The organism is Pseudonocardia sp. ZF1 (assembly GCF_056835605.1).
Genome location: NZ_JAJNBY010000001.1, coordinates 1,462,796 through 1,487,857, shown reverse-complemented (window position 1 = coordinate 1,487,857; position 25,062 = coordinate 1,462,796). Strand labels below are relative to the sequence as shown.

General features: G+C 75.5%; 24 protein-coding genes. 13 read left to right on the top strand and 11 right to left on the bottom strand.

What is annotated here, in order from left to right:
• The first annotated feature begins 32 nt into the window (after positions 1–32).
• Entirely contained in the window at positions 33–1,364 is a 1,332-nt protein-coding gene (locus ZF1_RS07435) for an MFS transporter (RefSeq protein ID WP_482636839.1), read from the top strand.
• Between the two features lie 15 nt (positions 1,365–1,379).
• Here the strand turns inward: ZF1_RS07435 and ZF1_RS07430 are convergent, their stop codons facing one another.
• Complete coding sequence (locus ZF1_RS07430; RefSeq protein ID WP_405418765.1) at positions 1,380–2,831, bottom strand: DHA2 family efflux MFS transporter permease subunit; 1,452 nt, start codon at positions 2,829–2,831, stop codon at positions 1,380–1,382.
• A 151-nt stretch (positions 2,832–2,982) separates the two neighbouring features.
• Here ZF1_RS07430 and ZF1_RS07425 point away from each other — a divergent pair, with 151 nt between their 5' ends.
• From ZF1_RS07425 to ZF1_RS07410, 4 genes are all read left to right on the top strand, one after another.
• Positions 2,983–4,152: a geranylgeranyl reductase family protein gene (locus tag ZF1_RS07425; RefSeq protein ID WP_482636838.1), complete on the top strand. Its 1,170-nt coding sequence runs from the start codon at positions 2,983–2,985 to the stop codon at positions 4,150–4,152.
• A 52-nt stretch (positions 4,153–4,204) separates the two neighbouring features.
• Complete coding sequence (idi, locus tag ZF1_RS07420; protein WP_062400875.1) at positions 4,205–4,744, top strand: isopentenyl-diphosphate Delta-isomerase; 540 nt, start codon at positions 4,205–4,207, stop codon at positions 4,742–4,744.
• A 24-nt stretch (positions 4,745–4,768) separates the two neighbouring features.
• Positions 4,769–5,764, top strand: coding sequence for a small ribosomal subunit Rsm22 family protein (locus tag ZF1_RS07415; RefSeq protein ID WP_405418769.1), 996 nt, complete (start codon positions 4,769–4,771; stop codon positions 5,762–5,764).
• Positions 5,765–5,928: 164 nt separating this feature from the next.
• On the top strand, positions 5,929–6,501 hold the full coding sequence (locus ZF1_RS07410) for a hypothetical protein (RefSeq protein ID WP_405418771.1): 573 nt from the start codon (positions 5,929–5,931) through the stop codon (positions 6,499–6,501).
• A 120-nt stretch (positions 6,502–6,621) separates the two neighbouring features.
• On the opposite strand, the gene ZF1_RS07405 is transcribed toward ZF1_RS07410, so the two are convergent.
• Entirely contained in the window at positions 6,622–7,623 is a 1,002-nt protein-coding gene (locus ZF1_RS07405) for a CobW family GTP-binding protein (RefSeq protein ID WP_482636837.1), read from the bottom strand.
• A gap of 98 nt (positions 7,624–7,721) precedes the next feature.
• Between ZF1_RS07405 and ZF1_RS07400 the strand changes: the two genes are divergently transcribed.
• On the top strand, positions 7,722–8,711 hold the full coding sequence (locus ZF1_RS07400; RefSeq protein ID WP_253069424.1) for a carbohydrate kinase family protein: 990 nt from the start codon (positions 7,722–7,724) through the stop codon (positions 8,709–8,711).
• A 3-nt stretch (positions 8,712–8,714) separates the two neighbouring features.
• Here ZF1_RS07400 and ZF1_RS07395 read toward each other — a convergent pair whose 3' ends face one another.
• Positions 8,715–9,797, bottom strand: a complete 1,083-nt coding sequence (locus tag ZF1_RS07395) for a glycoside hydrolase family 16 protein (RefSeq protein WP_476654084.1) — start codon at positions 9,795–9,797, stop codon at positions 8,715–8,717.
• Between the two features lie 415 nt (positions 9,798–10,212).
• Between ZF1_RS07395 and ZF1_RS07390 the strand changes: the two genes are divergently transcribed.
• Complete coding sequence (locus ZF1_RS07390) at positions 10,213–10,614, top strand: cupin domain-containing protein (RefSeq protein WP_253069184.1); 402 nt, start codon at positions 10,213–10,215, stop codon at positions 10,612–10,614.
• Between the two features lie 115 nt (positions 10,615–10,729).
• Here ZF1_RS07390 and ZF1_RS07385 read toward each other — a convergent pair whose 3' ends face one another.
• From ZF1_RS07385 to ZF1_RS07370, 4 genes are read right to left on the bottom strand one after another with little or no spacing between them, the layout of a single operon-like run.
• Entirely contained in the window at positions 10,730–11,764 is a 1,035-nt protein-coding gene (locus tag ZF1_RS07385; RefSeq protein ID WP_482636836.1) for a PHP domain-containing protein, read from the bottom strand.
• Positions 11,765–11,774: 10 nt separating this feature from the next.
• Positions 11,775–13,361 carry a CYTH and CHAD domain-containing protein gene (locus tag ZF1_RS07380; RefSeq protein WP_073577204.1) on the bottom strand — a complete coding sequence of 529 codons (1,587 nt, stop codon included), beginning with the start codon at positions 13,359–13,361 and terminating at the stop codon, positions 11,775–11,777.
• Positions 13,362–13,421: 60 nt separating this feature from the next.
• On the bottom strand, positions 13,422–14,909 hold the full coding sequence (locus ZF1_RS07375; protein WP_083658923.1) for an FAD-binding oxidoreductase: 1,488 nt from the start codon (positions 14,907–14,909) through the stop codon (positions 13,422–13,424).
• A 40-nt stretch (positions 14,910–14,949) separates the two neighbouring features.
• The gene (locus ZF1_RS07370; protein ID WP_217266927.1) at positions 14,950–15,903 is read right to left on the bottom strand and encodes an NAD(P)/FAD-dependent oxidoreductase; all 954 of its coding nucleotides are present in this window, start codon (positions 15,901–15,903) and stop codon (positions 14,950–14,952) included.
• Between the two features lie 73 nt (positions 15,904–15,976).
• On the opposite strand from ZF1_RS07370, the gene ZF1_RS07365 reads away from it, so the two are divergent.
• Positions 15,977–16,588, top strand: a complete 612-nt coding sequence (locus ZF1_RS07365; protein WP_161151934.1) for an MSMEG_1061 family FMN-dependent PPOX-type flavoprotein — start codon at positions 15,977–15,979, stop codon at positions 16,586–16,588.
• On the opposite strand, the gene ZF1_RS07360 is transcribed toward ZF1_RS07365, so the two are convergent.
• Positions 16,575–17,546, bottom strand: coding sequence for an o-succinylbenzoate synthase (locus ZF1_RS07360; RefSeq protein WP_073577206.1), 972 nt, complete (start codon positions 17,544–17,546; stop codon positions 16,575–16,577). The genes ZF1_RS07365 and ZF1_RS07360 overlap by 14 nt on opposite strands.
• 50 nt (positions 17,547–17,596) lie before the next feature.
• On the opposite strand from ZF1_RS07360, the gene ZF1_RS07355 reads away from it, so the two are divergent.
• The 4 genes from ZF1_RS07355 to ZF1_RS07340 are packed head-to-tail and all read left to right on the top strand — an operon-like array spanning position 17,597 to position 21,288.
• A complete protein-coding gene (locus ZF1_RS07355; RefSeq protein WP_482636835.1) occupies positions 17,597–18,202 on the top strand; it encodes a TetR/AcrR family transcriptional regulator in 606 nt (201 codons plus the stop codon).
• 24 nt (positions 18,203–18,226) lie between these two features.
• A complete protein-coding gene (locus tag ZF1_RS07350) occupies positions 18,227–18,988 on the top strand; it encodes a siderophore-interacting protein (protein ID WP_073577208.1) in 762 nt (253 codons plus the stop codon).
• A gap of 52 nt (positions 18,989–19,040) precedes the next feature.
• Complete coding sequence (locus ZF1_RS07345; RefSeq protein WP_062400865.1) at positions 19,041–19,781, top strand: response regulator transcription factor; 741 nt, start codon at positions 19,041–19,043, stop codon at positions 19,779–19,781.
• 4 nt (positions 19,782–19,785) lie between these two features.
• Complete coding sequence (locus ZF1_RS07340) at positions 19,786–21,288, top strand: sensor histidine kinase (RefSeq protein ID WP_482636834.1); 1,503 nt, start codon at positions 19,786–19,788, stop codon at positions 21,286–21,288.
• Here the strand turns inward: ZF1_RS07340 and ZF1_RS07335 are convergent.
• The 3 genes from ZF1_RS07335 to ZF1_RS07325 form a co-directional block, all read right to left on the bottom strand.
• Positions 21,277–22,071, bottom strand: a complete 795-nt coding sequence (locus tag ZF1_RS07335; RefSeq protein ID WP_405418786.1) for a MerR family transcriptional regulator — start codon at positions 22,069–22,071, stop codon at positions 21,277–21,279. The two genes, ZF1_RS07340 and ZF1_RS07335, sit on opposite strands and share 12 nt — an antisense overlap.
• 348 nt (positions 22,072–22,419) lie before the next feature.
• Positions 22,420–22,959 (bottom strand): spermidine N1-acetyltransferase, encoded by a 540-nt coding sequence (gene speG / locus ZF1_RS07330; RefSeq protein WP_226355640.1) that lies wholly within the window; start codon positions 22,957–22,959, stop codon positions 22,420–22,422.
• Positions 22,960–23,021: 62 nt separating this feature from the next.
• Entirely contained in the window at positions 23,022–23,222 is a 201-nt protein-coding gene (locus tag ZF1_RS07325) for a hypothetical protein (RefSeq protein WP_062400862.1), read from the bottom strand.
• 165 nt (positions 23,223–23,387) lie between these two features.
• Here ZF1_RS07325 and ZF1_RS07320 point away from each other — a divergent pair, with 165 nt between their 5' ends.
• Complete coding sequence (locus ZF1_RS07320) at positions 23,388–25,058, top strand: AMP-binding protein (RefSeq protein ID WP_482636833.1); 1,671 nt, start codon at positions 23,388–23,390, stop codon at positions 25,056–25,058.
• Positions 25,059–25,062 lie beyond the last annotated feature (4 nt).

Sequence of the window (25,062 nt, the reverse complement as noted above, 5' to 3'; positions counted from 1 at the left end):
GCTTTCTATCTCACGGAAGGCAGGGAGCTGCGATGACGCACCCCCGGTTCTCCTCGACCCAGCGCCGGCGCGCGGTCCTGTCGAGCTACCTCGGCAGCCTGATCGAGTACTACGACTTCCTGCTGTACGCGACGGCCTCGGCCGTCGTGTTCAACGCGGTCTTCTTCTCCGACCTCGACCCGCTGGTCGGCACCGTCGCCGCCTTCGGCACGCTGGCCACCGGCTACCTGGCCCGCCCGCTCGGCGGGATCGTGTTCGGCCACTTCGGGGACCGGGTCGGGCGCAAGAGGATGCTGGTCATCAGCATGGTGCTGATGGGGGTGGCGAGCACCCTGATCGGCCTGCTCCCGACCTACGCGCAGGTCGGCGCGCTGGCCCCGGTACTGCTGATCGTGCTGCGGGTCGTGCAGGGCGTCGCGGTCGGCGGGGAGTGGGGCGGCGCGGTCCTGATGTCGGCCGAGCACGCGTCGTCGCGGCGGGGCCTGTGGGCGAGCTTCACGAACGCCGGCGCGCCGAGCGGCATGGTGCTGTCGACGCTGGTGCTGGCGCTGTCGGCGTCGCTGACCGGGGACGCGTTCCTCACCTGGGGCTGGCGGATCCCGTTCCTGCTGAGCGTGGTGCTGCTGGGCATCGGCCTGTTCGTCCGGCTGTCGGTCACCGAGACCCCGGTGTTCGCCGCGGCGACCGCCGCACAGCCGACGACGCCGGCCCGCGCCCCGCTGCTGGAGGTGCTGTCCCGGCCGCGCAACCTGCTGCTCGCCGTCGGCGTGGGGTTCGGGGCCTTCGTCGCGCAGGGGACGCTCACCACGTTCCTGATCTCCTACGCCGTCGGTGCCGGGTTCGAGCGCCAGACCGTGCTGAACGCGCTGACGCTGTCCTCGCTGGTCGCCATCGTGGGGATCATCGGCTTCTCCGCGCTGTCGGACCGGGTCGGACGACGGCCGGTCGTCCTGGGCGGGGCGGTCGCCACCGGGCTGTGGTGCGTCGCGATCTTCCCGATGATCGACACCGGCTCGGCGGTGCTGCTCACCCTCGCCGTGGTGGTCGGGCAGGGCGTGACGCACGCGGCCTGGTTCGGGCCGTCCGCGGCGCTGTACTCGGAGATGTTCTCCACCGGCTCGCGCTACACCGGGGCCTCCCTGGGCTACCAGATCTCCGGGATGGGCGCGGGCCTCTCGCCGGTGCTGTTCGCGTCGCTGCAGGCCGCCGGGTTCGGCACCGGGACGCTGTCGGCGGTGATCGGGCTGCTGGCGCTGGTCTCGGTCGGGTCGGTGCTCGCCCTGCGCGAGACCTCCCGCGACGGGCTGGACGACCCGGACGTCCCCGCCCCCGCCGGCACCACCGGGAGGACCGCGACCCGCTGACCCGGCGGACGGGCCTCAGGTCCGGGCGTCCTGCGGGGCCGCGGTGGGTGCCGGCAGGCGGGACGCGGCCACCGCGACGACCACCGTCACCAGGGACACGCCCGCCGCGACCAGGAAGGCCGCGTGCACCCCGGCCGCGTCGACGCCGGCGCCGGCCGAGGCCAGCGTCATCACGGTGATGAACAGCGCCGTCCCCGCCGCGCCCGCGACCTGCTGCAGCGTGGTGAGGATGGCGCTGCCGTGCGAGTACAGCTCGCCGGGCAGCGAGCCGAGCGCGTCGGTCATCAGCGGCGTGAACATCAGCGCCAGCGCCGCGGACAGGCCCACGTGCAGGACCACGACCAGCCAGATCGGCGTCGCCGCGGCCAGGGTGGTGAAACCCCACATCACGATCGCGAGCAGCACCGAGCCGGGCAGCACCAGCGGACGGGCGCCGACCCGGTCGTAGGCCCGGCCGACGAACGGGCCCAGCAGCCCCATCACGAGCCCGCCCGGCAGCACCACCAGGCCGGCGACGAACGCGCTGTCGCCCAGCACCTCCTGGATGTAGAGCGGCAGCAGGATGATCGCGCCGAACAGCGACATGAACCCGGTCGCGACGAGCACCAGCGACAGCGAGTACCGGCGGACCGCGAACGGGCGCAGGTCCAGCAGCGGAGCCGTGCCGGTGCCGCGCTGCAGGCGGACCTGGCGGTGCACGAACACCGCCAGCGCCGCCGCCCCGAGCACCAGCGGCACCCACGGCGGCACCGCGGTGTGCGCGCCCCCGGCGGCGGACTCGCCGATCGCGGACAGCCCGTAGACGATCCCGGAGAACGCTACCGCCGAGATCAGGACCGAGGCGACGTCGAGCGGGGCCCGCGTGGTCTCCGCGGCCACCCGCAGCCGCAGCGCCCCCGCGACCAGGGCGACCAGCGCGATCGGCAGCACGATCCAGAACATCCAGCGCCAGCCCAGCGCGGAGAGGATCACCCCGGACAGCGTCGGGCCGACCGCGGGCGCCACCGCGATGACGATCGAGATCGTCCCCATCGTCTGCCCGCGGCGGCTCGCCGGGACCAGGCGCAGGATCGTCGTCATGAGCAGCGGGATCATCACCGCGGTGCCGGTGGCCTGCACGACCCGCCCGGCCAGCAGGAACCCGAACGCCGGCGCGACCGCGCACAGCAGGGTGCCGGTGCTGAACAGGCCCATCGAGGCGAGGTAGACCGACCGCGGCGGGAACCGCCCCAGCAGGTAGCCGGTGATCGGGATGACCACGGCCATCGTCAGCAGGAAGCCACTGGTCAGCCACTGCGCGGTGGCCGGGGTGACCCGCAGGTCGGCGATCAGCGCGGGCAGCGCCACGCTCATGATCGTCTCATTGAGGATCATCACGAACGCCGAGCCGACGAGCAGCGAGATGATCAGCAGGGCTCCGGCGGGCAGCCGCTCGGCGTCGCGGCCGGCGGCCGGCTCGGTGGTCACAGCGTGCTCCTCGGTACGTGACGGACGCGCCCACCCGCGGCGCCGGCACACGGCGCGGCCGGACGAGGGGGTGGCGGTGTGCGAGTGCACCACGGCCGGGCGGGCGGTGGCGAGCCGTTTCCGCCCGGGCGCGGAGGGGGACAATGGCGCCATGTCCACCTACGACGTCGTCGTGGTCGGGGCCGGTCCCGCCGGCTGCGCCGCGGCACTCAACGTGCTGCGGCTGCGACCGTCGGCGTCGGTGCTCCTGCTCGACGCCGCGGCCTTCCCCCGCGACAAGACCTGCGGTGACGGCGTCGCGGCCGAGGTGTTCGACCTGCTCGACGAGCTGGGTGCCACCGGGGTCCGGGCCCTCGGCGTCGCGGCACCGCGGCTGCGCCTGCGCACCCCCCAGGGCCGGGTCGTGCACCGCACCGCACCCCGGCCGAACCGGGTGGTCACGCGGCTGGAGCTGGACGCGGCGCTGGTCGACGCGGCCGTCGCCGCCGGGGCGCAGCTGCGCCGCCACCGGGTCCGCACCGTCGTCCCGCACGGCGACCGGGTGCTGCTCGACGACGACGTCGTCGCGAGGATCGTGATCGGCGCCGACGGGGCCCACTCGGTGGTCCGCCGCGCGCTCGGCGCGCCGGGCGTGCCGCCGTCGTCGACGGCGGTGGCGATCCGCGGGTACACCCCGGTCGCCGCCGAACCGGGGACGCTGTCGATCGAGTACGCCGGCGGCGCCGTCCCGGCCTACGCCTGGTCGTTCCCGATCGCGGGCGGCGGCGCGAACGTCGGCTACGGCGTGTTCGACGAGCGCGGCGCCGGGAACCGGGCGTCGCTGCTGGAGCGGCTCGCCGCGCTGCTGCCCGGCCAGGAACCGGACCCGTCGACGCTGCGCGCGCACCACCTGCCGCTGTCCACCGCGCCCCGGTTCCAGCCCGACGGCCGGGTGCTGCTGGCCGGCGACGCCGCGGCGAAGGTGAACCCGCTGACCGGCGAGGGGATCTTCGACGCCGTCGCCTCCGGGATCCTCGCCGGGCGCAGCGCGCTGCGCGGCGACGACGCGGGCGCCGCCCACCGCGCCGCCATGGAGCGGACCTTCGCCCGCCACCACCGCCACGTCGGGACGCTCGCCCGGCTGGCCGCGCGTCCCGCGTTCCTCGACGCCGCGATCGGCGCCGCCGCCCGGAGCAGGCGGGTGTTCGACTGCGCGGTCGAGCTGGGGCTGGCGCGGGGCACGGTCTCCCCCGCCGCACTCGCGGTCGTCGCCGCGCACCTGCCGGGTGCCGCGCTCGGCGGCGCGGTCCGGCGCCGCGCAGCCGCCCGCTCCGGGGTGTGAGCCGGTACCGGCCGACGGGCCGCGGCCGCCGGGCTCCGGTAGACAGGACGGCATGGAACAGGTCGTGCTGCTGGACGACGACGGCAACCCGGTCGGCGTCGCGGACAAGGCCACCGTGCACGGTGCGAGCACCCCACGGCACCTGGCGTTCTCCTGCTACGGCGTCGACGACGCCGGCCGGCTGCTGGTGACCCGGCGCGCCCGCACCAAGACCGCCTTCCCGCTGGTCTGGACCAACACCTGCTGCGGGCACCCCGCCCCCGGCGAGGACATGGCCGACGCGGTGCACCGCAGGCTGGCCGACGAGCTGGGCATCCGCGCGACCGAGCTGCGGATGGTGTTACCGGACTTCAGCTACCGCGCGTCGCAGGACGGGATCGAGGAGAACGAGCTCTGCCCGGTGTTCGTCGCCCGGATCAGCGGCGAGCCCGAGCCGCGCCCCGACGAGGTCGAGGACGTGGCCTGGTGGAGCTGGTCGCGCTTCCGCGCCGCCGCCGACGACCCGGCCTCCGGGCTGTCGCCGTGGGCGCGGATGCAGGCCCCGCTGCTCGACGTGCTGGCTGACCCGCTGCTGGTCGGCGCCCGGGGCTGAGCCCGGGACTGGTGGAATGGGCGGGTGGTCCCCGACCTGTCCCCCGACCTGTCCGGCGCACTCGGCGCCGCCCTCGACGACGCGCTCGACCGGGTCCCCGCCGCGCGGCTCGCGCCGGTGGTCGACCGGCTGATCCGCGACTACCGCAGCGGCACCGTGCCCACCGCACCGATCCTGCGCACCGACGACGACGCGGCGGCCTACGCCGCCTACCGGATGCCCGCGACGCACGCGGCGGTCGTCGACGTGCTGGAGCGGGCCGCCGCGCGGGTGCCGGAGCCGGTGTCGCTGCTCGACCTCGGCGGGGGGACCGGTGCCGCGGTGTGGGCCGCGGCGCAGGTGTGGCCGTCGCTGGGGCGGGCCACGGTGCTGGAGGCCGCGGCGCCGGCCCGGGCGCTGGGGCGCAGGCTCGCGGGCGGGGCTCCGTCGGCGCTGCTGCGCGGCGCCCGCTGGGAGGCCGCGGTGCTCGGCACCGCCCCGGCGCTGCCGGACACCGACCTGCTGACCGCCTGCTACCTGCTCGGGGAGCTGCCGGTGCCGGTGCGCGACGCCGTCGTCGACGCCGCCGCCCGGGCCGCGCGGGTGGTCGTGCTCGTCGAGCCGGGGACGCCGGCCGGGCACGCGCGCATCCTCGACGCCCGTGCCCGGCTGCTCGCCGCGGGCCTGACCGTCGCCGCGCCCTGCCCGCACGACGGCGCCTGCCCGGTGACCGGTGACGACTGGTGCCACTTCGCCGTGCGCGTCGGGCGCAGCTCGCGCCACCGGGTGCTGAAGGCCGGCTCGCTGGGCCACGAGGACGAGAAGTTCTCCTACGTCGTCGCCGTGCGTGACGACGACGGCACCGTCGGACGGGCCCCGGGCCGGGTGGTCCGGCACCCGCACACACGCAAGGGACTGGTGACGCTGCGTGTCTGCGAGGGCGACGGGACGCTACGGGACACCCCCGTCCCGCGCAGTCGCAGGGAGCTGTTCCGGCACGCCCGTGACACCGCGTGGGGCGACGCCTGGCCACCCGGGTGAGCCGTCCGGGTTGCTGGCAAGCGGGGGAGGCGAACATCACAGACCGGACGCGCCGACGAACGTTGTGAATCTGTAACACCGACCGGCATCGTGGGCGACTGACCGGGCGAGACGGCCATCAGGTGGGCCGCGAGCAGCAGCATTCTCACAGATCGAGCACGACCATGAACGACTTCGTCACCGGCGCCCCCGCCGACCGCCTGCCCACCCTCGTCCGCACCCGTACCGGATACCGCGTGTACGACCCGGCTCTGATCACCGGCACCGACTACGTCGTCGACGACGCGGGCGACCTCGTCTACACGAAGCTCCCGGCCGGTGCGATGACCGGCACCGCCGTCGTCGCCGCCGCCGTGGTGGCGCTCACCGTGGGTGAGAACAGCTGGTCCTGGTCGGCGCTGGCGTTCCTCGTCTGCCTGCCCGTCGCGCTCGGGCTGGCGATCGGGGTGCTCTCGATCATCCACGCGGTCACCGACCCGGTCCGGGCCTACCGCGCCCGCACCGGGCACACCCGTTTCGCCCGCGACATCGCCGCGACCGACCCCGCCTCCTGGCAACTCTGCGCACGCGCCGAGCGGCTCGCGGCGACGCCGTCGTGGCAGGCAGGACGGATCGACCCGACCCGCACCCTCGGTGTCCTGCTGTGGACCGCCGTGGCCGGTGGGGAGGCGTGGGCCGCCGACGCGCTGACCCAGCTGGCCGAGCCGGCGACGGGCCCGGACCTCACCTCGGTCTGATCTCGGGTCCAACCGCCCCCACCCGCCGCTCGAGCCCCGCGTCATGTCCCCAGTGTCACCCTCGTAGCGCTCTACGCCCCGAAGGTGACACTGGGAGCAACAGCAGCAGGGGAAGACGGGTCAGACGGCGTAGCGGGCGACGGGGAGGAGGGCGTCGACGTCGCGACGGTCGGAGTCGGTCGCGACGCAGGCGCGCAGCGCGCGTTCCAACGCGGCCTCGTCCAGCCCGGTCCCGATCAGGACCAGGGTGGTGCGGCGGGGCTCGTCGGGGTCCCACCGGCTCCGGCGGAACCGTACGTACCGGCCGACGGTGTGCAGGTCCCAGCGTTCCCGGTCCGGGGCGGCGGCGAAGCGCACCGAGCCCTTGATCCGGTACAGCCCGGACGGCCGGGCGTCGAGGAGGTCCTGCAGGCGGGCGGCGTCGAGCGGCTCGTCGCACAGGAACGTCAGGCTCTGGTAGCCGGCGTGCAGGTGGTGGGAGTGCGGCTCGTCGACGCGCTCGCCCAGCATCAGCTGGCGGCCCGGCACGATCTCGATGTCGAACAGCAGCGCCGGGTCCACCGCGCCGTCGCGGACCGGGACGATCGGGGCCCGCGGGTTCGCCTCGCGGCACAGCCGCCGGACCCGCCACAGCGGCCCCGGCCCCACCCGGTCGATCTTGTTCAGGACCACGAGGTCGGCCATGCCGACGTGCTTGTCGAGCTCGGGGTGGCGGCGCCGCGAGTCCTCGAACTCCGCGGCGTCGACGACCTCGACGAGCCCGCCGAAGCTCAGGTGCTGGCCCAGCGCGTCGAGCACGAGCTGGACCAGCGTGCCGGGCTCGGCGATGCCGCTGGCCTCGATGACGACGACGTCGATCTCGTCGCGGCGGCGGGTCAGCTTCTCCAGCACCGAGGAGACGCCGCCCTCACCGACCTCGCAGCACAGGCAGCCGTTGCCGAGCCCGACGACGTCGCCGGCCTGACCGGCCACGCGCATCGCGTCGATGCCGACCGACCCGAAGTCGTTGACGACCACGCCGATCCGCGCGTCCCCGCCCGCGGCGAGGAGGTGGTTCAGCAGTGTCGTCTTGCCGGCTCCGAGGAATCCGGCCAGCACCACGACCGGGATCTTCCGGGGCATCCGTCATGCCTACCACGTGCGTGTCGACGCACCGTGACGTGGTCGTGACCCGTCACGGACCTGTCCGGGGACCCCGATCGGACCACTACAGTGCGGCCATGCCCGACACAGCTGCCGGACGCCCGCCACGCGGAGTGATCGCCGTCGCCGGAGAAGCCCTCGTCGACATCGTCCCCGCCCCCGCGCAGGGGTACTGGGAGCTCGCGCCCGGCGGCAGCCCCGCGAACGTCGCGGTCGGGCTGTCCCGCCTCGACGTGCCGGCCCGGATGCTGGCCCGGCTCGCCGACGACCTGCTCGGGCGCAAGCTGCGCGACCATCTCGCGGACAACGGCGTCGACCTGTCGCACTCGGTCGAGGCGGACGAGCCGTCGTCGCTGGCGATCGTGGAGCTGGCCGCCGACGGGCAGGCGTCCTACGACTTCCGGATCGCGGGCACCGCGGACTGGCAGTGGACCGACGACGAGCTCGCCGGTGCCCTCGACGACGGTCCGGCCGGCCCGGTCGTCGCCGTCCACTCCGGATCGCTGGCGCTGACCACCGCGCCCGGTCACGACGCGCTGCGCGAGCTGCTCGCCTCCGCTGTGGACACCGCGACGGTGAGCTACGACCCGAACTTCCGGCCGCTGCTGATGGGGACGCCGGAGGAGATCCTGCCCGGCGTGCACGAGCTGCTCGGCGTGGCCGACGTGGTGAAGGTCAGTGAGGAGGACCTGGGCTGGCTGCACCCGGGCCGCGAGCCCGGCGACGTCGTCGGCGAGTGGCTCGAGCTCGGTCCGGCGGTCGTCGTGGTCACCCTCGGGGCGAACGGGGTGCTGGCCGGGACGTCGTCGGGGCTGCACCTGGTGCTGCCCGGCCGCACCGTCGAGGTCGTGGACACCGTCGGCGCCGGGGACAGCTTCTCCGCGGCGCTGCTCGCCGGGCTGCACCGGCGCGGGCTGCTCGGCGCGACCGCCCGCGACGACCTCTACCGCATCGACCGGCCGACGCTGGAGGCCGTGCTGACCGAGGCCGTGGCGGCGTCGGCGATCACCTGCTCGCGGCACGGCGCGAACCCGCCCACCCGCGCGGAGCTCGACGCCGCGGTCTGAGCCTCAGCGGTGCTCGCGGGCGAGCATCGCGGTCTGCGCCTGCTGCTCGGGCTCCGACAGCTCGCGCGGCTTCCGGTCGGGGAAGTCGCGGGGCTGCCCGGTCGCGGCCGAGCCGGGCGGCAGGCTCAGCGTGGCCACGGTGCTCTGCGGCAGCGCCCACTGCCGGGCCCAGTCCATGTGCATCGCGGTGGGGCCGCCGGCGTTGCCGAAGTAGTCCAGCTGCATGGTCATGTTCATCGGGCGCGGCGGGAACTGGTCGGTGTCGGTGTTGGAGTACCACTCCTTCCCGTTCACGTACGCGGTGATCTTCTCCGGGGTCCATTCCAGCGCGTAGGCCGACCACTGCGTCGAGTCGTGCTTCACCGACCCGTAGTCCTGGTCGTTGCCCGGTCCGTAGTGGAGGAAGAAGCTGGTCTTCTGGCGGGAGTCGTCCATGATCTCCATCCAGTCGACCTCGCCGCCGACCGGGAAGTCCTCGGCCACCGGCCAGAGCAGCAGCAGCGCGTTGATCCCGCCCCGGCCCTCGTCCGACTTCACGCAGGCCTCCCAGCGGCCGTAGCGCTGGCCGGGGTGCCAGCTGACGGCGCCGGTGTTGCCGTCGGCGTCGGCGGAGATGGTCATCGCCCCGTCGGCGACGGTGACCGCCTCCGGGGTGCGGGTGCCCTTCTTGTTGTGGCCGGGCTCGGGGCCGTAGGGGTGCCAGTCCGGCGGGACCGTGGTGCCGTCGAAGTCGGACTCGCGGGCGGGCGCGCCCCAGCCGAGCTCCTGCGCCGCGGTCTCGGTGCAGTGCGACGACGCCGGGGGTGCGGCGGGGTCGGCCGGGGTCTTCACCGTCCCGCCGGCCGGGTCGCCTCCCGGGGTCGCGGTGCCCGCGGCCGGGCCGGTCGGGTCTCCGCCGGCCGGGGCGGGCGCGGCCGCGCCGCTGTCGTCCCGCGGGGGCACCGGGTCGTCGGCGACGGTCCGGGTCACGGCGGCCGCCGGAGCCGCGGGTGCCGCCGACGCCGCCGACGCACCGGCCGTCGTGACCGCCGACAGCGCGAGCGTCGCGGCGAGCACCGCCACCGTCGTCCTGGTCCTGGTCCGCACCGTGGATCACTCCCGTCACTCGGTCACCTGCGGTCCCATCTCACGTGCGGTGGGTGAGGAGCACCAGTCGAACCACCCGTCCGGGGAGCGCGCGGACGAGTGGAATGCGCTCGCCCGTGAACGGAAAGTGACTCTCCTGCGGACACCGGTGACGACGGGTGACCGTCCCGGTGCGCGGCCGCGGGTGCGGCACCCCGTCGCGGCGCGGGGCGCCCCGCGCGCGGGGTGCCGGGCGCGGTGGCGGGTCGCCGCACCCCACGGACGAAGGTGCCGCACCCCGGCGGGGGCTCCCGCACCCGCCGCGACGGGTGCGGCGACCGCACCAGGGGTGCGACGCGCCCCGGGGCCGATGCCCCGGGGCGCCCCGGGGTGGGGACCGGGGACGGACCGCGCGTCCGCCTGCCACAGTGGCGGCGTGGCTCGCCCCGACCTCGCCGTCGCGCTGGACCTCGCCCCGCACCCGGAGGGTGGCTGGTACCGGCGGACCTGGACCTCACCGGTCGTCGTCGCGACCCCGTACGGTCCACGCCCCTCGGCGACGGCGATCCTCTACCTCTTCGACGCCCCCGGCCGGTGGCACCGCGTCCGGTCCACCGAGCTGTGGTGCCGGCACTCGGGTCCCGAGGCGGACCTGGTCCTCGGTGGTGACGGACCGGACCCCGTCCCCGGCGCCCGGTTGCGGCTCGGGCCGGCCGGCCCGCAGCAGGAGGTCCCGCCCGGGGTGTGGCAGCGGGCGGAGCCGGCGGGGCCGGGGGCGGTCCTGGTCAGCTGCGTCGTCTCACCCGGCTTCGACGTCGCCGACTTCGAGCTGCGCTGACCCGGGCGCCCGGGAGCCCGCCGGCGCAGTAAGGTCGGCGGCGCGGCCCTCACCGGCGCAGCGGCTGCAGGGCAGCGCGCAGCGCGGCACGGGGGCAGCACGGGGACGCAGCGGGTCAGCGGCGCAGCAGGCCCGCGAGGTCGCGGGTGTTGCGAATCCGCTCCGGGGCCACCCCGCAGGCGACGGCGCGGGCGCAGCCGTGGTCGAGCCAGTCGAGCTGCCCGGGGGCGTGCGCGTCGGTGTCGATCGTGAACTCGCACCCGGCCTCGACGGCCAGGCGCAGCAGCCGCTTGGGCGGGTCGAGGCGCTCGGGCCGGGCGTTGATCTCCACGGCGACGCCGTGTTCCGCGCAGGCGGCGAAGACGGCGTCGGCGTCGAACTCGGACTCGGGGCGCGTGCGGCGGCCGGTGACCATCCGGCCCGTGCAGTGCCCGAGCACGTCGACGTGCGGGTTCGCGACGGCGGTGAGCATCCGCTCGGTCATCTCGTCGCGGGGCATCCGCAGCTTCGAGTGCACGCTGGCCACCACCACGTCGAGCGAGGCGAGCAGGTCCTCGGACTGGTCGAGGGCGCCGTCGTCGAGGATGTCCACCTCGATGCCGGTGAGCACCCGGAAGTCCGACCCGGACGCGGTGATCCGCTCGTTGAGCTGCGCGATCTGCTCGACCTGGCGCCGCAGCCGGTCCGCGGACAGCCCGTTCGCGACGGTCAGGCGCGGCGAGTGGTCGGTGACGACGAGGTAGTCGTGGCCCAGCCCGATCGCGGTCTCGGCCATCTCGGCGAGCGGGGAGCCGCCGTCGGAGGCGTCGGTGTGGCTGTGGCAGTCCCCGCGCAGGCCCTCGCGCAGCCGCAGCGCCGCCTCGGCCAGGGGCACCCCGGTGGCGTCGGCGCGGGCGACGGCGTCCTCCAGCCGTCGCAGGTAGACCGGTTCCTCCCCGGCGAGGGACTCCCCCACGCAGCGCGCGGTCACCTCGCCGACGCCCTTCAGCTCCGCGAGGCCGCCCGAGGCGTGCAGCCGGGCCAGCTCCTCGGCGTCGCGACCGCGCAGCGCGCCGGCCGCGGTCCGGAACGCGCGCACCCGGTAGGTCGACTCCTGGGCGCGTTCGAGCAGGAACGCGATCCGGCGGAGGTCGGCGACGGCGTCTCTCACCCTGCGCAGGCTAGCGGCGCATCCACCGGCGGGCGCGCCGCGTCCACGCCGTCTCCCACACCGTGGGCAGCCTGCGCTCCAGGTCGAGCATCGTCGCGGTGTCCCGGCCGTGCAGCACACCGAAGGTGAACCCGTTGTCCCGCTCGGCGCCGGCGCGGGCCCCGAGGGTCCGCAGGGTCTCCCGGGAGACGACGGCGTCCTGGTGCTCGCCGAGCACGTCGGAGACCTTCTTGAGCCGCTTCGCGAACGCCCGCGCGTCCTTCCCCACGCTGGGCCGGGCGACCTCGGTGGCGTAGCGGAGCTGCTTGCCGGTCTTGCGGGCGTCGTGCAGCGAGTCGGGGGCGACCTGACCGGCGTCGAGGTCGGCCAGCGCGCGTTCCATCCGCCGCTCCAGCTTGCGGGCCGTACGGCCCACCATCGCGGGAAGGACGGTGGTCGCGGGCTTGCGGGCCCGGCGCGACAGCGGCGGGTCGGCGAGCAGCCGGCGCAGCGCGCCCTGCAGCGCGGCGTAGCGCTCCCCGTCGACGACGTCGAGCACCGCCGCCCCGGTCTCGGCGCGGGTGCGGGCGAAGTGCCGGGTGACGGCGGCCTGCACCGGTCCCAGCAGCAGCTCCGGCTCCAGCGCGCTCAGCCGGGCGTTCAGGCGCTCCTCCTGGACCTCGGCGTCGCGTTCACCGGCCAGCGCCCGGCCCAGCCAGCGCAGCTCGGCGACCACGTGCGCGACCCGCGGGCCCTCCAGGAGCCCCGCGTAGGTGCGCAGCGCGCTGCGCATCCGGCGGGCGGCGATGCGCATCTGGTGCACCGCGTCCGGGCGGTCGGCGCGCAGGTCCTGCTCGCGCGCGGCGAGCGCGTCGACCTGGTCCCCGAGGTAGCGCAGCAGCAGCGCACCGGCGCTGCCCGTGCGCCCGGTCCGCCGCGGCGGGTCGACGGGCGCCGCCTCGGCCAGCAGCGCGGTCAGCCGGGCGGAGCCGCCGCGCGGGGCACGGACGAGGCCGGTGGTGCGCAGGGCGTCGTCGAGCTGCTGCAGCAGGGCGGTCCCGGCCGTCCCCGGTTCGACGACGGCCTCGGTCCAGCTCTCGACGGTCGCCGACCCGCCCAGCGTCGCGACGTCGACCTGCTCGCGGGTCAGGGTGGCCAGGTCGCGTCCGGCGTCGTCGCGCATCCTGCTGACGGTGCGGGTGACGTGCACCCGGCCCACCGGCACCAGCGGCGCGCCGCCGCGGACCCGGCGGACGAGCGCGTCGATGCCGTCGGGGACCGACCGGTCGGCGACGCCCTCGACCTCGCTGCCGGACAGCGGGACGCGCAGGTCGTCGTCGGGGCCGGCGTCGGGCAGCCGCAGCACCCAGACCGAGCCGGGCGGCACCACCGAGGCCCGGTCGGGCACCACGTGCTCGACGACGAGCTCGATGCCCGCGGAGAACAGCCGCAGGTCGGCGGTGTCGAGACGTTCGACCTCGCGCACCTCGGCCGCCACCACCGGCACCACCTCGTGCACGCCGTCCACGCCGGACAGCCGCGGCGCACCGGTGTGCGCCGGACCCCGGTAGGTCAGGGCGAGCGCGGACGGGACCAGGGCCGGGTCGGTCGTACTCATCCTCCGGAGTTCCCCGGTGCGGGGACGATCACGCGCGGCCATCCGGGCGATGCGGCCGGTTCAGACGGCCTTGCCCGGGTTCAGGATGCCGTCCGGGTCGAGGGCCGCCTTCACCGCCCGCTGCAGGGCGAGCACCTCCGGGCCGAGCTCGCGCTCCATCCCGTCGCGCTTGAGCAGGCCGACGCCGTGCTCGCCGGTGACCGTCCCGCCCAGCTCGACGGCCGCGCCGATGATCTCGTCGAACGCGGCGCGGGTGCGGTCCCGGGCGTCCGGGTCGTCGTGCGGGGTGAGCATCAGCGGGTGCAGGTTCCCGTCGCCGGCGTGCGCGACGGTCGCGATCCGGACCCCGCGGCGACGGCCGATGTCCTCGATCCGGGCGAGCATCTCGGCCATCCGCGGCCGGGGGACGCAGACGTCCTCGGTCAGCATCCCCATCCCGAGCTGCTCCAGCGCCGGGTAGGCCATCCGGCGGGCGGCGAACAGCGCCTCGGACTCGGTCTCGTCGGTCGAGGCCATCGCCTCGGTCGCCCCGTGCGCGGTGAACGCGGCCAGGATCGCGTCGGCCTCGGCCTGTGCGGCGGGCTCGGGCAGGTCCGTCTGGGCGATCAGCAGCGCCGCGGCACCGGTCGGCAGGCCCGCGTTGCGCCACGCGTTGACCGCGGCCAGGCACTCCCGGTCGACCAGCTCGAACACCGCGGGCTGCAGCCCCTGTTCGGTGACGGCGGCGACCGCGGCCCCGCAGTCGGCGAGGGAGTCGAAGAACCCGACGACGGTGCGCGGTGCGGCCGGGCGGGCCGGGCGCAGCTTCACGGTGATCTCGCTGATGATCCCGAGCGTCCCCTCCGAGCCGACCATCAGCCCGGCGAGGTCGTAGCCGACGACCCCCTTCGCGGTGCGCCGCCCGAGCCGCACGACCTCACCGGTGGCGGTGACGACCTCGAGGGCGAGCACGTAGTCGCGGGTGACGCCGTACTTCACGCAGCACAGCCCGCCCGCGTTGGTCGCGACGTTGCCGCCGATCGTCGACCAGGGCGCCGACGCCGGGTCCGGCGGGTACCAGAGGCCCTGCTCCGCGCAGGCGGCCCGCAGGTCGTCGTTGACCACCCCCGGTTCGACGACGGCGAGCCTCTCCCCCGCCGAGATCTCCCGGATCGCGGTCATCCGTTCCAGGCTGACCAGGACACAGCCGTCGACCGCGTTCGCCCCGCCGGACAGCCCGGTGCCCGCGCCCCGCGCGACGACCGGGACCCGGTGGGCCGCACAGGCCCGCACGGTCGCGGCGACGTCGGCGGTGGTCCGTGCCCGCACCACGCAGAGCGGCGTTCCGTACTCGGCCCACTCGGCCTCGTCGTGGACGTAGGGGCGCACGACATCGGGGTCGGTGAGGACCCGGTCGGCGTCGAGCGCGGCGGCCAGCTCGGCGAGCACCGCGCGCCCGGCGGCGTCCGGGCCGGAGGCGTCGAGCTCCGCGGGCACGGTGGACCCGCCGAACGGCCGTCCCTCCGGTTCGACGACGACGGGGGCGGCAGCGGTGGCGCGGTCGGGCATGCCCACGACGGTAGGTCGCCGACACCGACGCGGCCAGGGCTCAGCGACCCAGGCGTCCCGCGAGCTCCCCGGCCAGCTCCAGCCCGGACAGCCAGGCCGTCTGCACCCGGGACCGGCCCCAGCCGTCCCCGGCCAGGGCGACGCCGTCGTCGTCGAGGTGGAAGGTCTGCTCCCGCGTGCCGGCGGGGGAGGCGAAGCGCCAGCGGTGCACGTGCGTCCAGTCCGGCTCGGCGGTGATGCCCAGCAGCTCCCGGACGGCGGCGGTCATCGCGGGCACCGCGCCGGCGGGGTCGGGGTCGTGGGCGCGGGCGAGGTCGCCGGTGGAGTGCGCGACGAGTACCGGGGCGTCGTCGCCGCGGCGGTCGCCGTCGTCGGCGACGAGGGACAGGACGGGGTGGTCGTTGACGAACGCGGCGGGCAGCCGCGGCCAGTCCCGCGCGGCGAACCCGGCGGTCAGGGCGAGCACCGGGTTCCACTCCCGCCCGGCGACCGCGGCGCCCGCGGGGGTGTCCGGGTCGAGCAGCCAGGCGGCCTGCGGGTCGGGCATCGCCAGCACGACGGCGTCGGCGCGCTCGCCGTCGACGGTCGGGCCGTCCGGTCCGGGGCGGACCCGCTCGACGGTGCGGCCGGTGCGGACGACGAGGTCACGGGCGGTGTCGGTGACCAGCGACCGCAGCCCGGCCGGTGCCGCGAACCGCAGCGGACCCGGGTTGTCCGCGCCCCGGACCGCGCCGTCGAACACCGCGAGGGTGTCGGTCCACCGGCGGACCAGGCCGTCGTCGCGCCAGCGGCGGACGCGGGCGTCGAACCGGTCGTCGGAGACGGTGAAGTAGGCGGCGCCGATGTCGGCGGGACGGCCGTCGTGGCGGTGCACCGCGAGCCGTCCCCCGGCTCCGCGGGCCCGCTCGTACACCGTCACGTCCACGCCGCGGGCGACCAGCTCCGCGGCGCAGGTCACCCCGGCGATGCCGGCCCCGATCACGATCACGCCCACACCGGGACCCTAGGCGGGGGTCGCCCCGGGAGCACGCCCACGGTTAGGGTGACCTAACAACGAGGGGGATGCGATGGAACACGTGACCGACGAGGCCAGGCTCCGGGAGATCATCGGCGAGGTGCCCGGGTTCATCCGGGACAAGGCACGCGACCGGGTCGACCCGGTGACCGCGGAGTTCCTGGCCGCGGCGCCGTTCTTCCTGCTGGCGACGACCGGGCCGGACGGCGTCGACGTCTCGCCCCGGGGCGACCCGGCGGGCTGTCTGCTGGTCCTCGACGAGCACACGATCGCCTTCGCCGACCGCAAGGGGAACCGCAGGCTCGACTCGATGCGCAACATCCTGCACGACCCCCGGGTCGGGATGATCGTCGTCGTGCCGGGGTCGAACGACACCGTGCGGATCAACGGGCGGGCCCGGATCGTGCACCGGCCGGACTTCGCCGACCGGCTCACCGTGCAGAGCTCGACGCCCGAGGTGGCGATCGTCGTCGAGATCGACGAGCTGTTCCTGCACTGCGCGAAGGCGTTCCTGCGCTCGTCGCTGTGGGACACGGCGACGTGGCCGGGCACGGGCGCGGTGCCCAGCGCCGGGAAGCTGGTGAAGGGCCAGTACCGGGTGCCCGGTCCGGCGCGGGCGATCGACGCGGCGCTGCGCCGCGACGGGCGGGTCAACCAGTACTGACCCGGCCGGCGCCGGTGGCCGCGTCGAGCAGGGCGGCGACGCGGTCGTGCCGGTCGCGCCACCACGCGGCACGGTCCGGGGCGGCGGCGACCGCGGCCCGGTGCACCGGCTCGGGCGCGACCCGCGGCACGGACAGGAAGCCCCGCTGCGGGGCGAGCGGCTCCGCGACGACGTCGGCGGCCAGCAGCGGGACCGTCCCGAGCCCGCAGGCGTGGTGCAGCTCCGGCAGCGCCCCGGCCAGCGCGAGTCCGGCGGCGAGCCCGACGCTCGACTCCACCGCCGAGGACACGACGACCGGCAGCCCGACCTCCTCGGCGATCCGCAGGGCCCGGCGCACCCCGCCCAGCGGCGACGCCTTCAGCACGACGACGTCGGCCGCCCCGGCCCGCACCACCCGCATCGGGTCCTCGGCGCGGCGGATCGACTCGTCGGCGGCGATCGGCACGTCCACCTTCCGGCGGACGGCGGCGAGGTCCTCGACCTCCCAGCAGGGCTGCTCGACGTACTCCAGTCCCCCGGCGGCCCGGTCCAGCTCGCCGATCGCGGCGACGGCCGTGTCGACGTCCCAGGCGGCGTTGGCGTCCACCCGGACCAGCCCGGCGGGGCCGAGCGCGTCGCGGACGGCGGCGACGCGCTCGATGTCCCCGGACAACGGGGCACCGGCGTCGGCGACCTTGACCTTCGCGGTGGTGCAGCCGGAGGCGCGCACGATCCGCTGCGCGTGCTCGGGGCCGACGGCGGGCACGGTGCAGTTGACCGGCACGCGGTCGCGCACCGGCTCCGGCCAGCCCACCTGGGCCGCCTCGCGGGCCGCGGCCAGCCATGCGACGGCCTCGCGGTCGTCGTACTCGGGGAAGGGGCAGAACTCCCCCCAGCCGGCCGGGCCGGACAGCAGGAGGCCCTCGCGCACGGTGATCCCGCGGAACCGGGTGGTCATCGGCAGGGAGTAGACGTCCATTCCCACTCGCTTCCTACCGCCAGTAACTTACTGCGGGTAAAGTCTCCGACGTGACCGCGCAGACCGTACCCGGCCCCCGCCGCCGCGTGCCCAGGGCGGAGCGGGAGCGTCAGATCGTCGACGCGGCCGTCGCCGTCTTCGGCGAGCGGGGCTACGCCGAGGTCTCGATGGAACAGGTCGCGGAGCGGGTCGGGGTCACCAAGCCGGTGCTCTACACCCACTTCGGGTCCAAGGAGGGACTGCTGCTGGCCGCGATCGCGCGGGCCCGGTCCGAGCTGCTCGACGTCGTCGCACAGGCGGCGGGGGCCGCGGAGTCGCCGGAGGCGATGCTGCGGGGCGGGACGCTGGCCTTCTTCCGCTACCTCGACCGGCGGGCGCCCGCCTGGCAGCTGTTCTGCTCCGAGGCCGGGGTCACCGACACCGCGCTGGAGGAGATCCGCGCCCAGCAGACCGACTTCACCGCCGCCTTGCTGGCCGCGCAGGTCCCCGGCACCGAACCGGCCCGGCTGACCGGCTGGGCGCAGGTGATCGTCGGGGCCTGCGAGCGGCTCGCCGTCTGGCGTGGCCAGGACGAGTCGGTCACCGCCGAGCAGGCCACCGAGTACCTGATGGACCTGGTCTGGACCGGCCTGGCGGGCCTCGGCCACCGGGTCTGAGCGCGTCCGGGACAATTCCCGGCCATGAGCACGACCGCACCACGCCTGCTGCAGGTGGCCCGCACCGAGCGGGTCACCCCCGGCATGGTCCGGGTGACCCTGACCGGCGAGGAGCTGGCCGGGTTCCCCGGGCACGGCCCGGACCGCCGGATCAAGATGTTCTTCCCGGTCGAGGGCCAGGAACGGCCCGCCGTCCCGCGCGCCTCGACCGGCGGACCGGTCTGGCCCGCCGGGGAGGCCCGCCCGGCGATCCGCACCTACACGGTGCGCCGCTTCGCCCCCGACGCCGGCGGCCACGGTGAACTCGACGTCGACTTCGTCGTGCACGCCGGGCACGGCCCGGCCGCCGCCTGGGCCGTGTCGGCCGCCCCCGGGGACTGGGTCGGGGTGTCCGAGCCCGGCGGGCGCTGGGAGCCGGACCCGGCCGCCGTGCACCACCTCGTGATCGGCGACGAGTCCGCGCTGCCCGCCATCGCGACCGTCTGCGAGACCCTCGCCGAGGCCGCCCCCGGGGTGCCGGTCCGGGTCGTCGCCGAGGTCGCCGACGCGGGCGAGGAGCAGACCCTGCCCGGCGACGTCGCCGTCACCTGGGTGCACCGGGGCGACGCCCCGGCGGGTGAGCCGCTGGTCGCGGCGGTGCGGGCCGCACAGCTGCCGGGCGGGCGCGGCCAGGCGTGGCTGTCCGGGGAGTCCGCCGCGGTCAAGGAGCTGCGCGCGCACCTGCTCGGCGAGCGGGGGTTCGACCGGCGCGCCGTCTACGCCACGGGGTACTGGCGCGCCCGGTGAACCGACAGCCGGGGCACAGCTGTCGCACAGGTTCGTGCGGTGTGCTCCTAGCATGACCGAGGTGATGGACCGGGACGCCGACCCGCTGCGCCGCGCCGACGGCGGCCCGATCCGGGTGCTCGTGGTGGACGACGAGTCGACGCTGTCGGACCTGCTGTCGATGGCCCTGCGCTACGAGGGCTGGGAGGTCCGCGCCGCCGCCGACGGCATGTCCGCGGTGCGCCACGCCCGCGAGTTCCGCCCGGACGCGATCGTGCTGGACGTGATGCTGCCCGACGTCGACGGCTTCGAGGTGCTGCGCCGGGTCCGCGCCGACACCCCCGAGGTGCCGGTGCTGTTCCTGACCGCGCGCGACGCCGTCGAGGACCGGGTCGCGGGCCTCACCGCGGGCGGCGACGACTACGTCACCAAGCCGTTCTCGCTGGAGGAGCTGGTCGCGCGGCTGCGCGGGCTGCTGCGCCGCGCCGGGATGGCCGCCGCCCAGCGCTCCTCGGAGCTGGTCGTCGGCGACCTGGTGCTCGACGAGGACGCGCACGAGGTGTCGCGCGCCGGCGACCCGGTGGAGCTGACCGCGACCGAGTTCGAGCTGCTGCGCTACCTCATGCGCAATCCCCGCCGGGTGCTGTCGAAGGCCCAGATCCTCGACCGGGTGTGGAACTACGACTTCGGCGGCCAGTCCAACGTGGTCGAGCTCTACGTCTCCTACCTGCGCAAGAAGATCGACGCCGGGCGCCGGCCGATGATCCACACGGTGCGCGGCGCGGGCTACGTGCTGCGTCCCGCGGCGGAGTGACCCGGTGGTCGTCACCCGCGTCTCCGGCCGGGTCCGCTCGCTGCGGGCCCGGCTGGTCGTCACGGTGCTGCTGCTGTTCACGGTGGCGTGCGTGGCGATCGGCGTCGCGACGACGCTCTCCCTCGACCGCTACCTGTCCACCCGGCAGGACCACGAGCTGTCGTTCTCCCTGGAGGGCTTCGTCGCCCAGCAGACCGGGCGCGCCCCCGGGCGGCTGACCCAGGACGAGGGCGACGGGACCGGCGCCCCGGCCGGGGACGGCGGCCGGCGCCCCGGCCCACCCGACGGGGTGTTCCTCGGTCCCGGCCCGAGCGCGAACGCGATCGGCGCGGTGTTCGACGACGGCCGTGTCGTCGTGGCCCGGCTCGCCCAGCGCGGTGGCACCAGCACCGCGGTGTCCGGCGACGACCTCGGCGTGCTCCGGTCGGTGCCCGCCGACACCGCACCGCACGACGTCACCCTGTCCCTGGGCGACTACCGGGCGGTCGGCTGGACCGAGGGGACGACGACCTACCTGATCGCGCAGCCGGACAACGCCGGTGCCACCGTGACCAGGCTCGTCGTCACCGAGCTCGTCGTGCTGGGCGGGGCGGTGGTGCTCGCGGGCATCGCGGCGGCCGTGCTGGTGCGCCGTGAGCTGCGCCCGCTCGAACGCGTCGCCGGCGTCGCCGCGCAGGTCGGGGACCTGCCGCTGGACCGGGGCGAGGTCCACCTCGCCGCCCGCGTCCCCGACCCCGACCCGCGCACCGAGGTCGGCCAGGTCGGCACCGCGCTCAACCACATGCTCGACAACGTCGAGGGCGCGCTCGCCGCCCGCCAGGAGTCCGAGACCCGGCTGCGGCGCTTCGTCGCCGACGCCAGCCACGAGCTGCGCACCCCGCTCACGGCGATCCGCGGCTACGCCGAGCTGTCGCGCCGCGAGCGCGACCCGGTCCCGGAGCGGACCACGCACGCACTGGCCCGGATCAGCTCGCAGGCCGAACGCATGTCCACCCTGGTCGAGGACCTGCTGCTGCTCGCCCGGCTCGACGCGGGCCGCCCGCTGGAGCGCGCCGAGGTGGACCTCACCCGGCTGGTCCTCGACGCCGTCGGGGACGCCCACGTGGCGGGCCGCGACCACCGCTGGTTCCCGCACCTGCCCGACGAGCCGGTCACGGTCACCGGTGACGCCCACCGGCTCGCCCAGGTGGTCACCAACCTGCTCGCGAACGCCCGCACCCACACCCCGCCCGGCACGACGGTCACCGTCTCCCTCGACCGGCCCGTCCCCGGCCGGGTCCGGTTGCGGGTCGCCGACGACGGCCCCGGCATCGCCCCGGACGTGCTGCCGCGGGTGTTCGAGCGGTTCGCCCGCGGTGCGGAGGGACGCACCCGCGCCGGGAACGACACCCCCAGCACCGGGCTGGGCCTGGCGATCGTGGCCGCGGTCGTCGCCGCCCACGACGGGACGGTCGGGGTCGACAGCGACCCCGGCCGGACGGTGTTCACCGTCGACCTACCGGTCTGAGTACGGCTCCGCGGCCCCGGGGTCGACGGGCGGGTCGGCCGGGGCGAGGTCGGTGGACAGCCGGCGGATGAAGTCGTCCATCGCCTGCTGCATCGTCTGGCGGAAGGCGCCGAGCAGCGACTGGGTGGCGACCGGCTGCAGGGCCTCGACCGCCGTGCGCAGGTCCGCGACGCCGCTGCGGGGCAGCCCGGCCGCGACGTGCGCCGCCCAGACCTGCTCCCGGAACAGCTCGACGAAGATCTCGGCGATCTCACGGGTGCGGGTCAGCAGCTCGTCGCCGACCTGCTGCACCGCCTCCGGGGCCAGACCGAGGGCGACGGCGTGCGCCCCGGAGCGGACCATCGACGGGTTGAGCACACGCAGCCGCCCCGGGCCGGTGCGCTCGATCATCCCGGAGGCGACCAGCTGCCCGACGAACTCCGGGGACGTCCGGGCGCCGGCCCACTCGGCCAGGTCCTCCTCGGCGAGCTCGACCGGCTCCTCCGGCTGCCACGGGGCGAGCATGCCGCGGTAGAGGCGCAACGCCTCCTCGGCGCTGCCGGAGGGAGTCTGGTTGATCAGCACGCCGATCGCGGCGAGCGAGAACCCGCGCCGCTGCAGGCCGGCGATCAGCTCCAGCCGGGCCAGGTGGACAGGGCCGTACCAGGCGGTGCGCCCGCGCATCTCCCCCGGCTGCAGCAGCCCGCGGGACAGGTGGGCGCGCACGTTGCGGACGGTCATGCCGGCACGCGCGGCGAGCGTGTCGATCGGGAACTCGTCCCCGGCCGTCGGCGTTCCGGACATCGGGGCGGATCCTACCCGGGGCAACCGGGCGCGCACGGCGACGACGGGCGGGCCGCAACCACCCGTGACCCGCGGCGACGACGGTCGCGGGCGCTCACCCGACGATCAACGATGTCATCGGTTGTCCGATCCGCACCGCGACATCGAGCAGACCCCGACCCACACCCGGTTCTTGCTGTTCATGGGCGCAGCGTAGCGGAACGTTGACACGACTACGTGGCGGGATAGTACTGTTCATGGGTGTCGTCGTCATCACGGTCGACGCGCCCGACCCCGGTCGCATGCCCGCGACCGGTGCACGCCGGGCCGGCCGACGGGTCCCCCTCCCTGCCGGCCGGCCCGGTCCGGTCAGCGGGGTCCGTCGACGGTGCGCCCGAGGTGCTCACGCTGCAGCACCGCCATCCGGTACGCGTCGTGGTAGCGGCCGCTGGCGAAGTACTCCTCGCGCAGCTCGCCCTCGACGACGAAGCCGGTGCGTTCGTAGGCGCGTACGGCACGGGCATTGTCGACGTCGACGACGAGGTACACCTTGTGCAGGTTCAGCACGCCGAAGGCGTAGTCGAGGGCCGCGGCGGTGGCGCGGGCGGCGAGACCCCGGCCCTGGAAGGCGGGGGCGACGATGATCTGGAACTCGGCGTTGCGGTGGATGTAGTCGATCTCCACCAGCTCGACCAGGCCGGCGCGCTCGCCCGCGCAGTCGATGATGAACCGCCGCTCGCGGTTGTCGTGCACGTGCCGGGCGAAGATCTCCTGCAGCTCGACGAGCGACTCGTAGGGCTCCTCGAACCAGTACGACATGATCCCGGAGTCGTTCGACAGTCCGTGGACGAACGGCAGGTCCTCGCGCTCGAGGGCGCGCAGCCGCATCTCGGGGGTGGGCGTGCTCATGGGGCCTCCGCGGTCGGCGGACCCGGTGCCCGCCGACCCGGGAACCTACGAGGCCGGGGCGTTCAGCGCCCGGCGCGGGCCCGCTGCGGCGTGCAGGACGGACAGTCGCGCCACGGCAGGGCGCGCGCGTCGGCGGGCCGGGCCGCACCGCAGCGGCAGACGCCGGCGAGGCCGCCGAACCCGGGCATCGACTTGGTCGGACGTCCCGCGCGGACCAGGGTGCGGCCGGAAGCGGACGTGCGTGTGGGCAGGTAGAGGCGCATCAGGATCCCCGACGGTGTGTGGTGGAGAGTTCGGCGACCTGTGGGTCGCCGAGGGACACATCGTCTTCACGCTACGAAACATGACGGACATGCTCAGTGACCTCTGACACAGATCCCCGCACCGGACCCGGCGACCCGACGGGTGGCCCTGACAGACTGCGCCGCATGGCTGGCTCCCCGCTGCTCCAGAACCTCTCCGGCACCGCCCGTACCGCCTACGAGCTGGGCAGCGGCACCGCCCGTGCCGCCGTGGCCCTGACCCGCTCGGGAGTCGTCCGCCCGCTCGGCCCCGGGAAGCTGTACGGGATGGGCCGGGCCCTGGTGCGCTACGGCAACAGCATCACCGCCGCGTTCGCCGTCGGAGCGGCCCGCCACCCGTACCGGCTCGCCGTCGTCGACGACGACGGGGTCACCACCTACGCCGAGCTGGAGGCCCGCACCGACAGCCTCGCGCTGGCGCTGCTCGACTCCGGTGCCGGGCCGGGCGCCCCGGTCGGCGTGCTGTGCCGCAACGCGCGCGCGCCGATCGAGGCGATGGTCGCGGCGGGCAAGGCGGGCGCCGACGTCGTGCTGGTGAACACCGGGCTCTCGGCCGAGCAGCTGCGCGGGGTGCAGGAGCAGCAGCAGCTGCACACCCTCGTCGCCGACCCGGACTTCCTCGACATCGTCCCGGACGGGCCGCGCGTCGTCCTGACCCGCACCCCGGACGGGCCGCGCCCCGCGGGCGACCGCGCGCTCGACGACCTCGAGGCGATGGTCGAGCGCGGCGGGCCGGGCGAGCTGCCGTTCAAGCCGGAGCCGTCCAAGCAGATCGTGCTGACCTCCGGCACCACCGGGACGCCGAAGGGCGCCAAGCGGCCGCACCCGTCGACCCTCGCCCCGGCGGCGTCGATCCTGTCGGCGATCCCGCTGCGCGCCGGTGAGCCGACGCACATCGCCGCGCCGCTGTTCCACACCTGGGGCAACGCGGGGCTGCTGCTCGCCTCGCTGCACGGCGCTACCGTCGTACTGCGCCGCAGGTTCACCCCCGAGGGGTTCCTCGACGCCGTGCGCGAGCGCCGGTGCACGACGGTGTTCGCGGTGCCGGTGATGCTCCAGCGCGTCCTGGAGTCCGACGCCGACGGCTGGGGCGACGGCGGGGACGACCCGGCGGGCCCGCGGATCGTGGCCGTCTCCGGGTCGGCGCTGCCCGGCGGACAGGCCAACCGGTTCATGGACCGCTTCGGCGACTGCCTCTACAACCTCTACGGCTCCACCGAGGTCTCCTGGGTCTCGATCGCCGGACCGGAGGACCTGCGCGACGCCCCCGGCACCGCGGGCCGCGCCCCGGCCGGGACCACCCTGGTCATCCTCGACGACGACGACACCCCGGCCGCGGCGGGCGTCGACGGCCGGGTGTTCGTCGGCAACGACCTGCCGTTCGAGGGCTACACCGGCGGCGAGGACGGCCTGGAGGAGCGCGACGGACTGCTCGGGACCGGCGACGTCGGGCACCTCGACGAGCAGGGACGGCTGTTCCTCACCGGCCGGGCCGACGACATGATCGTCTCGGGCGGGGAGAACCTGCACCCCGGCCCGGTCGAGGAGCTCGTCTCGGGGATGGACGGGGTGCGCGAGGCCTGTGTGCTCGGGGTGGACGACGACGAGTACGGCCAGCGGTTCGCCGCCTGGGTGGTGCTCGAGCCGGGAGCCGACGTCACCGCGGACGCGATCCGCAGCCGGGTGAAGTCCGACCTGGAGAAGTTCGCCGCCCCACGGGACGTGCACTTCCTGGACGAGCTGCCGCGCAACCAGACCGGCAAGGTCCTGCGCACGGAGCTCCCCGGCCGCGAGTGACCCG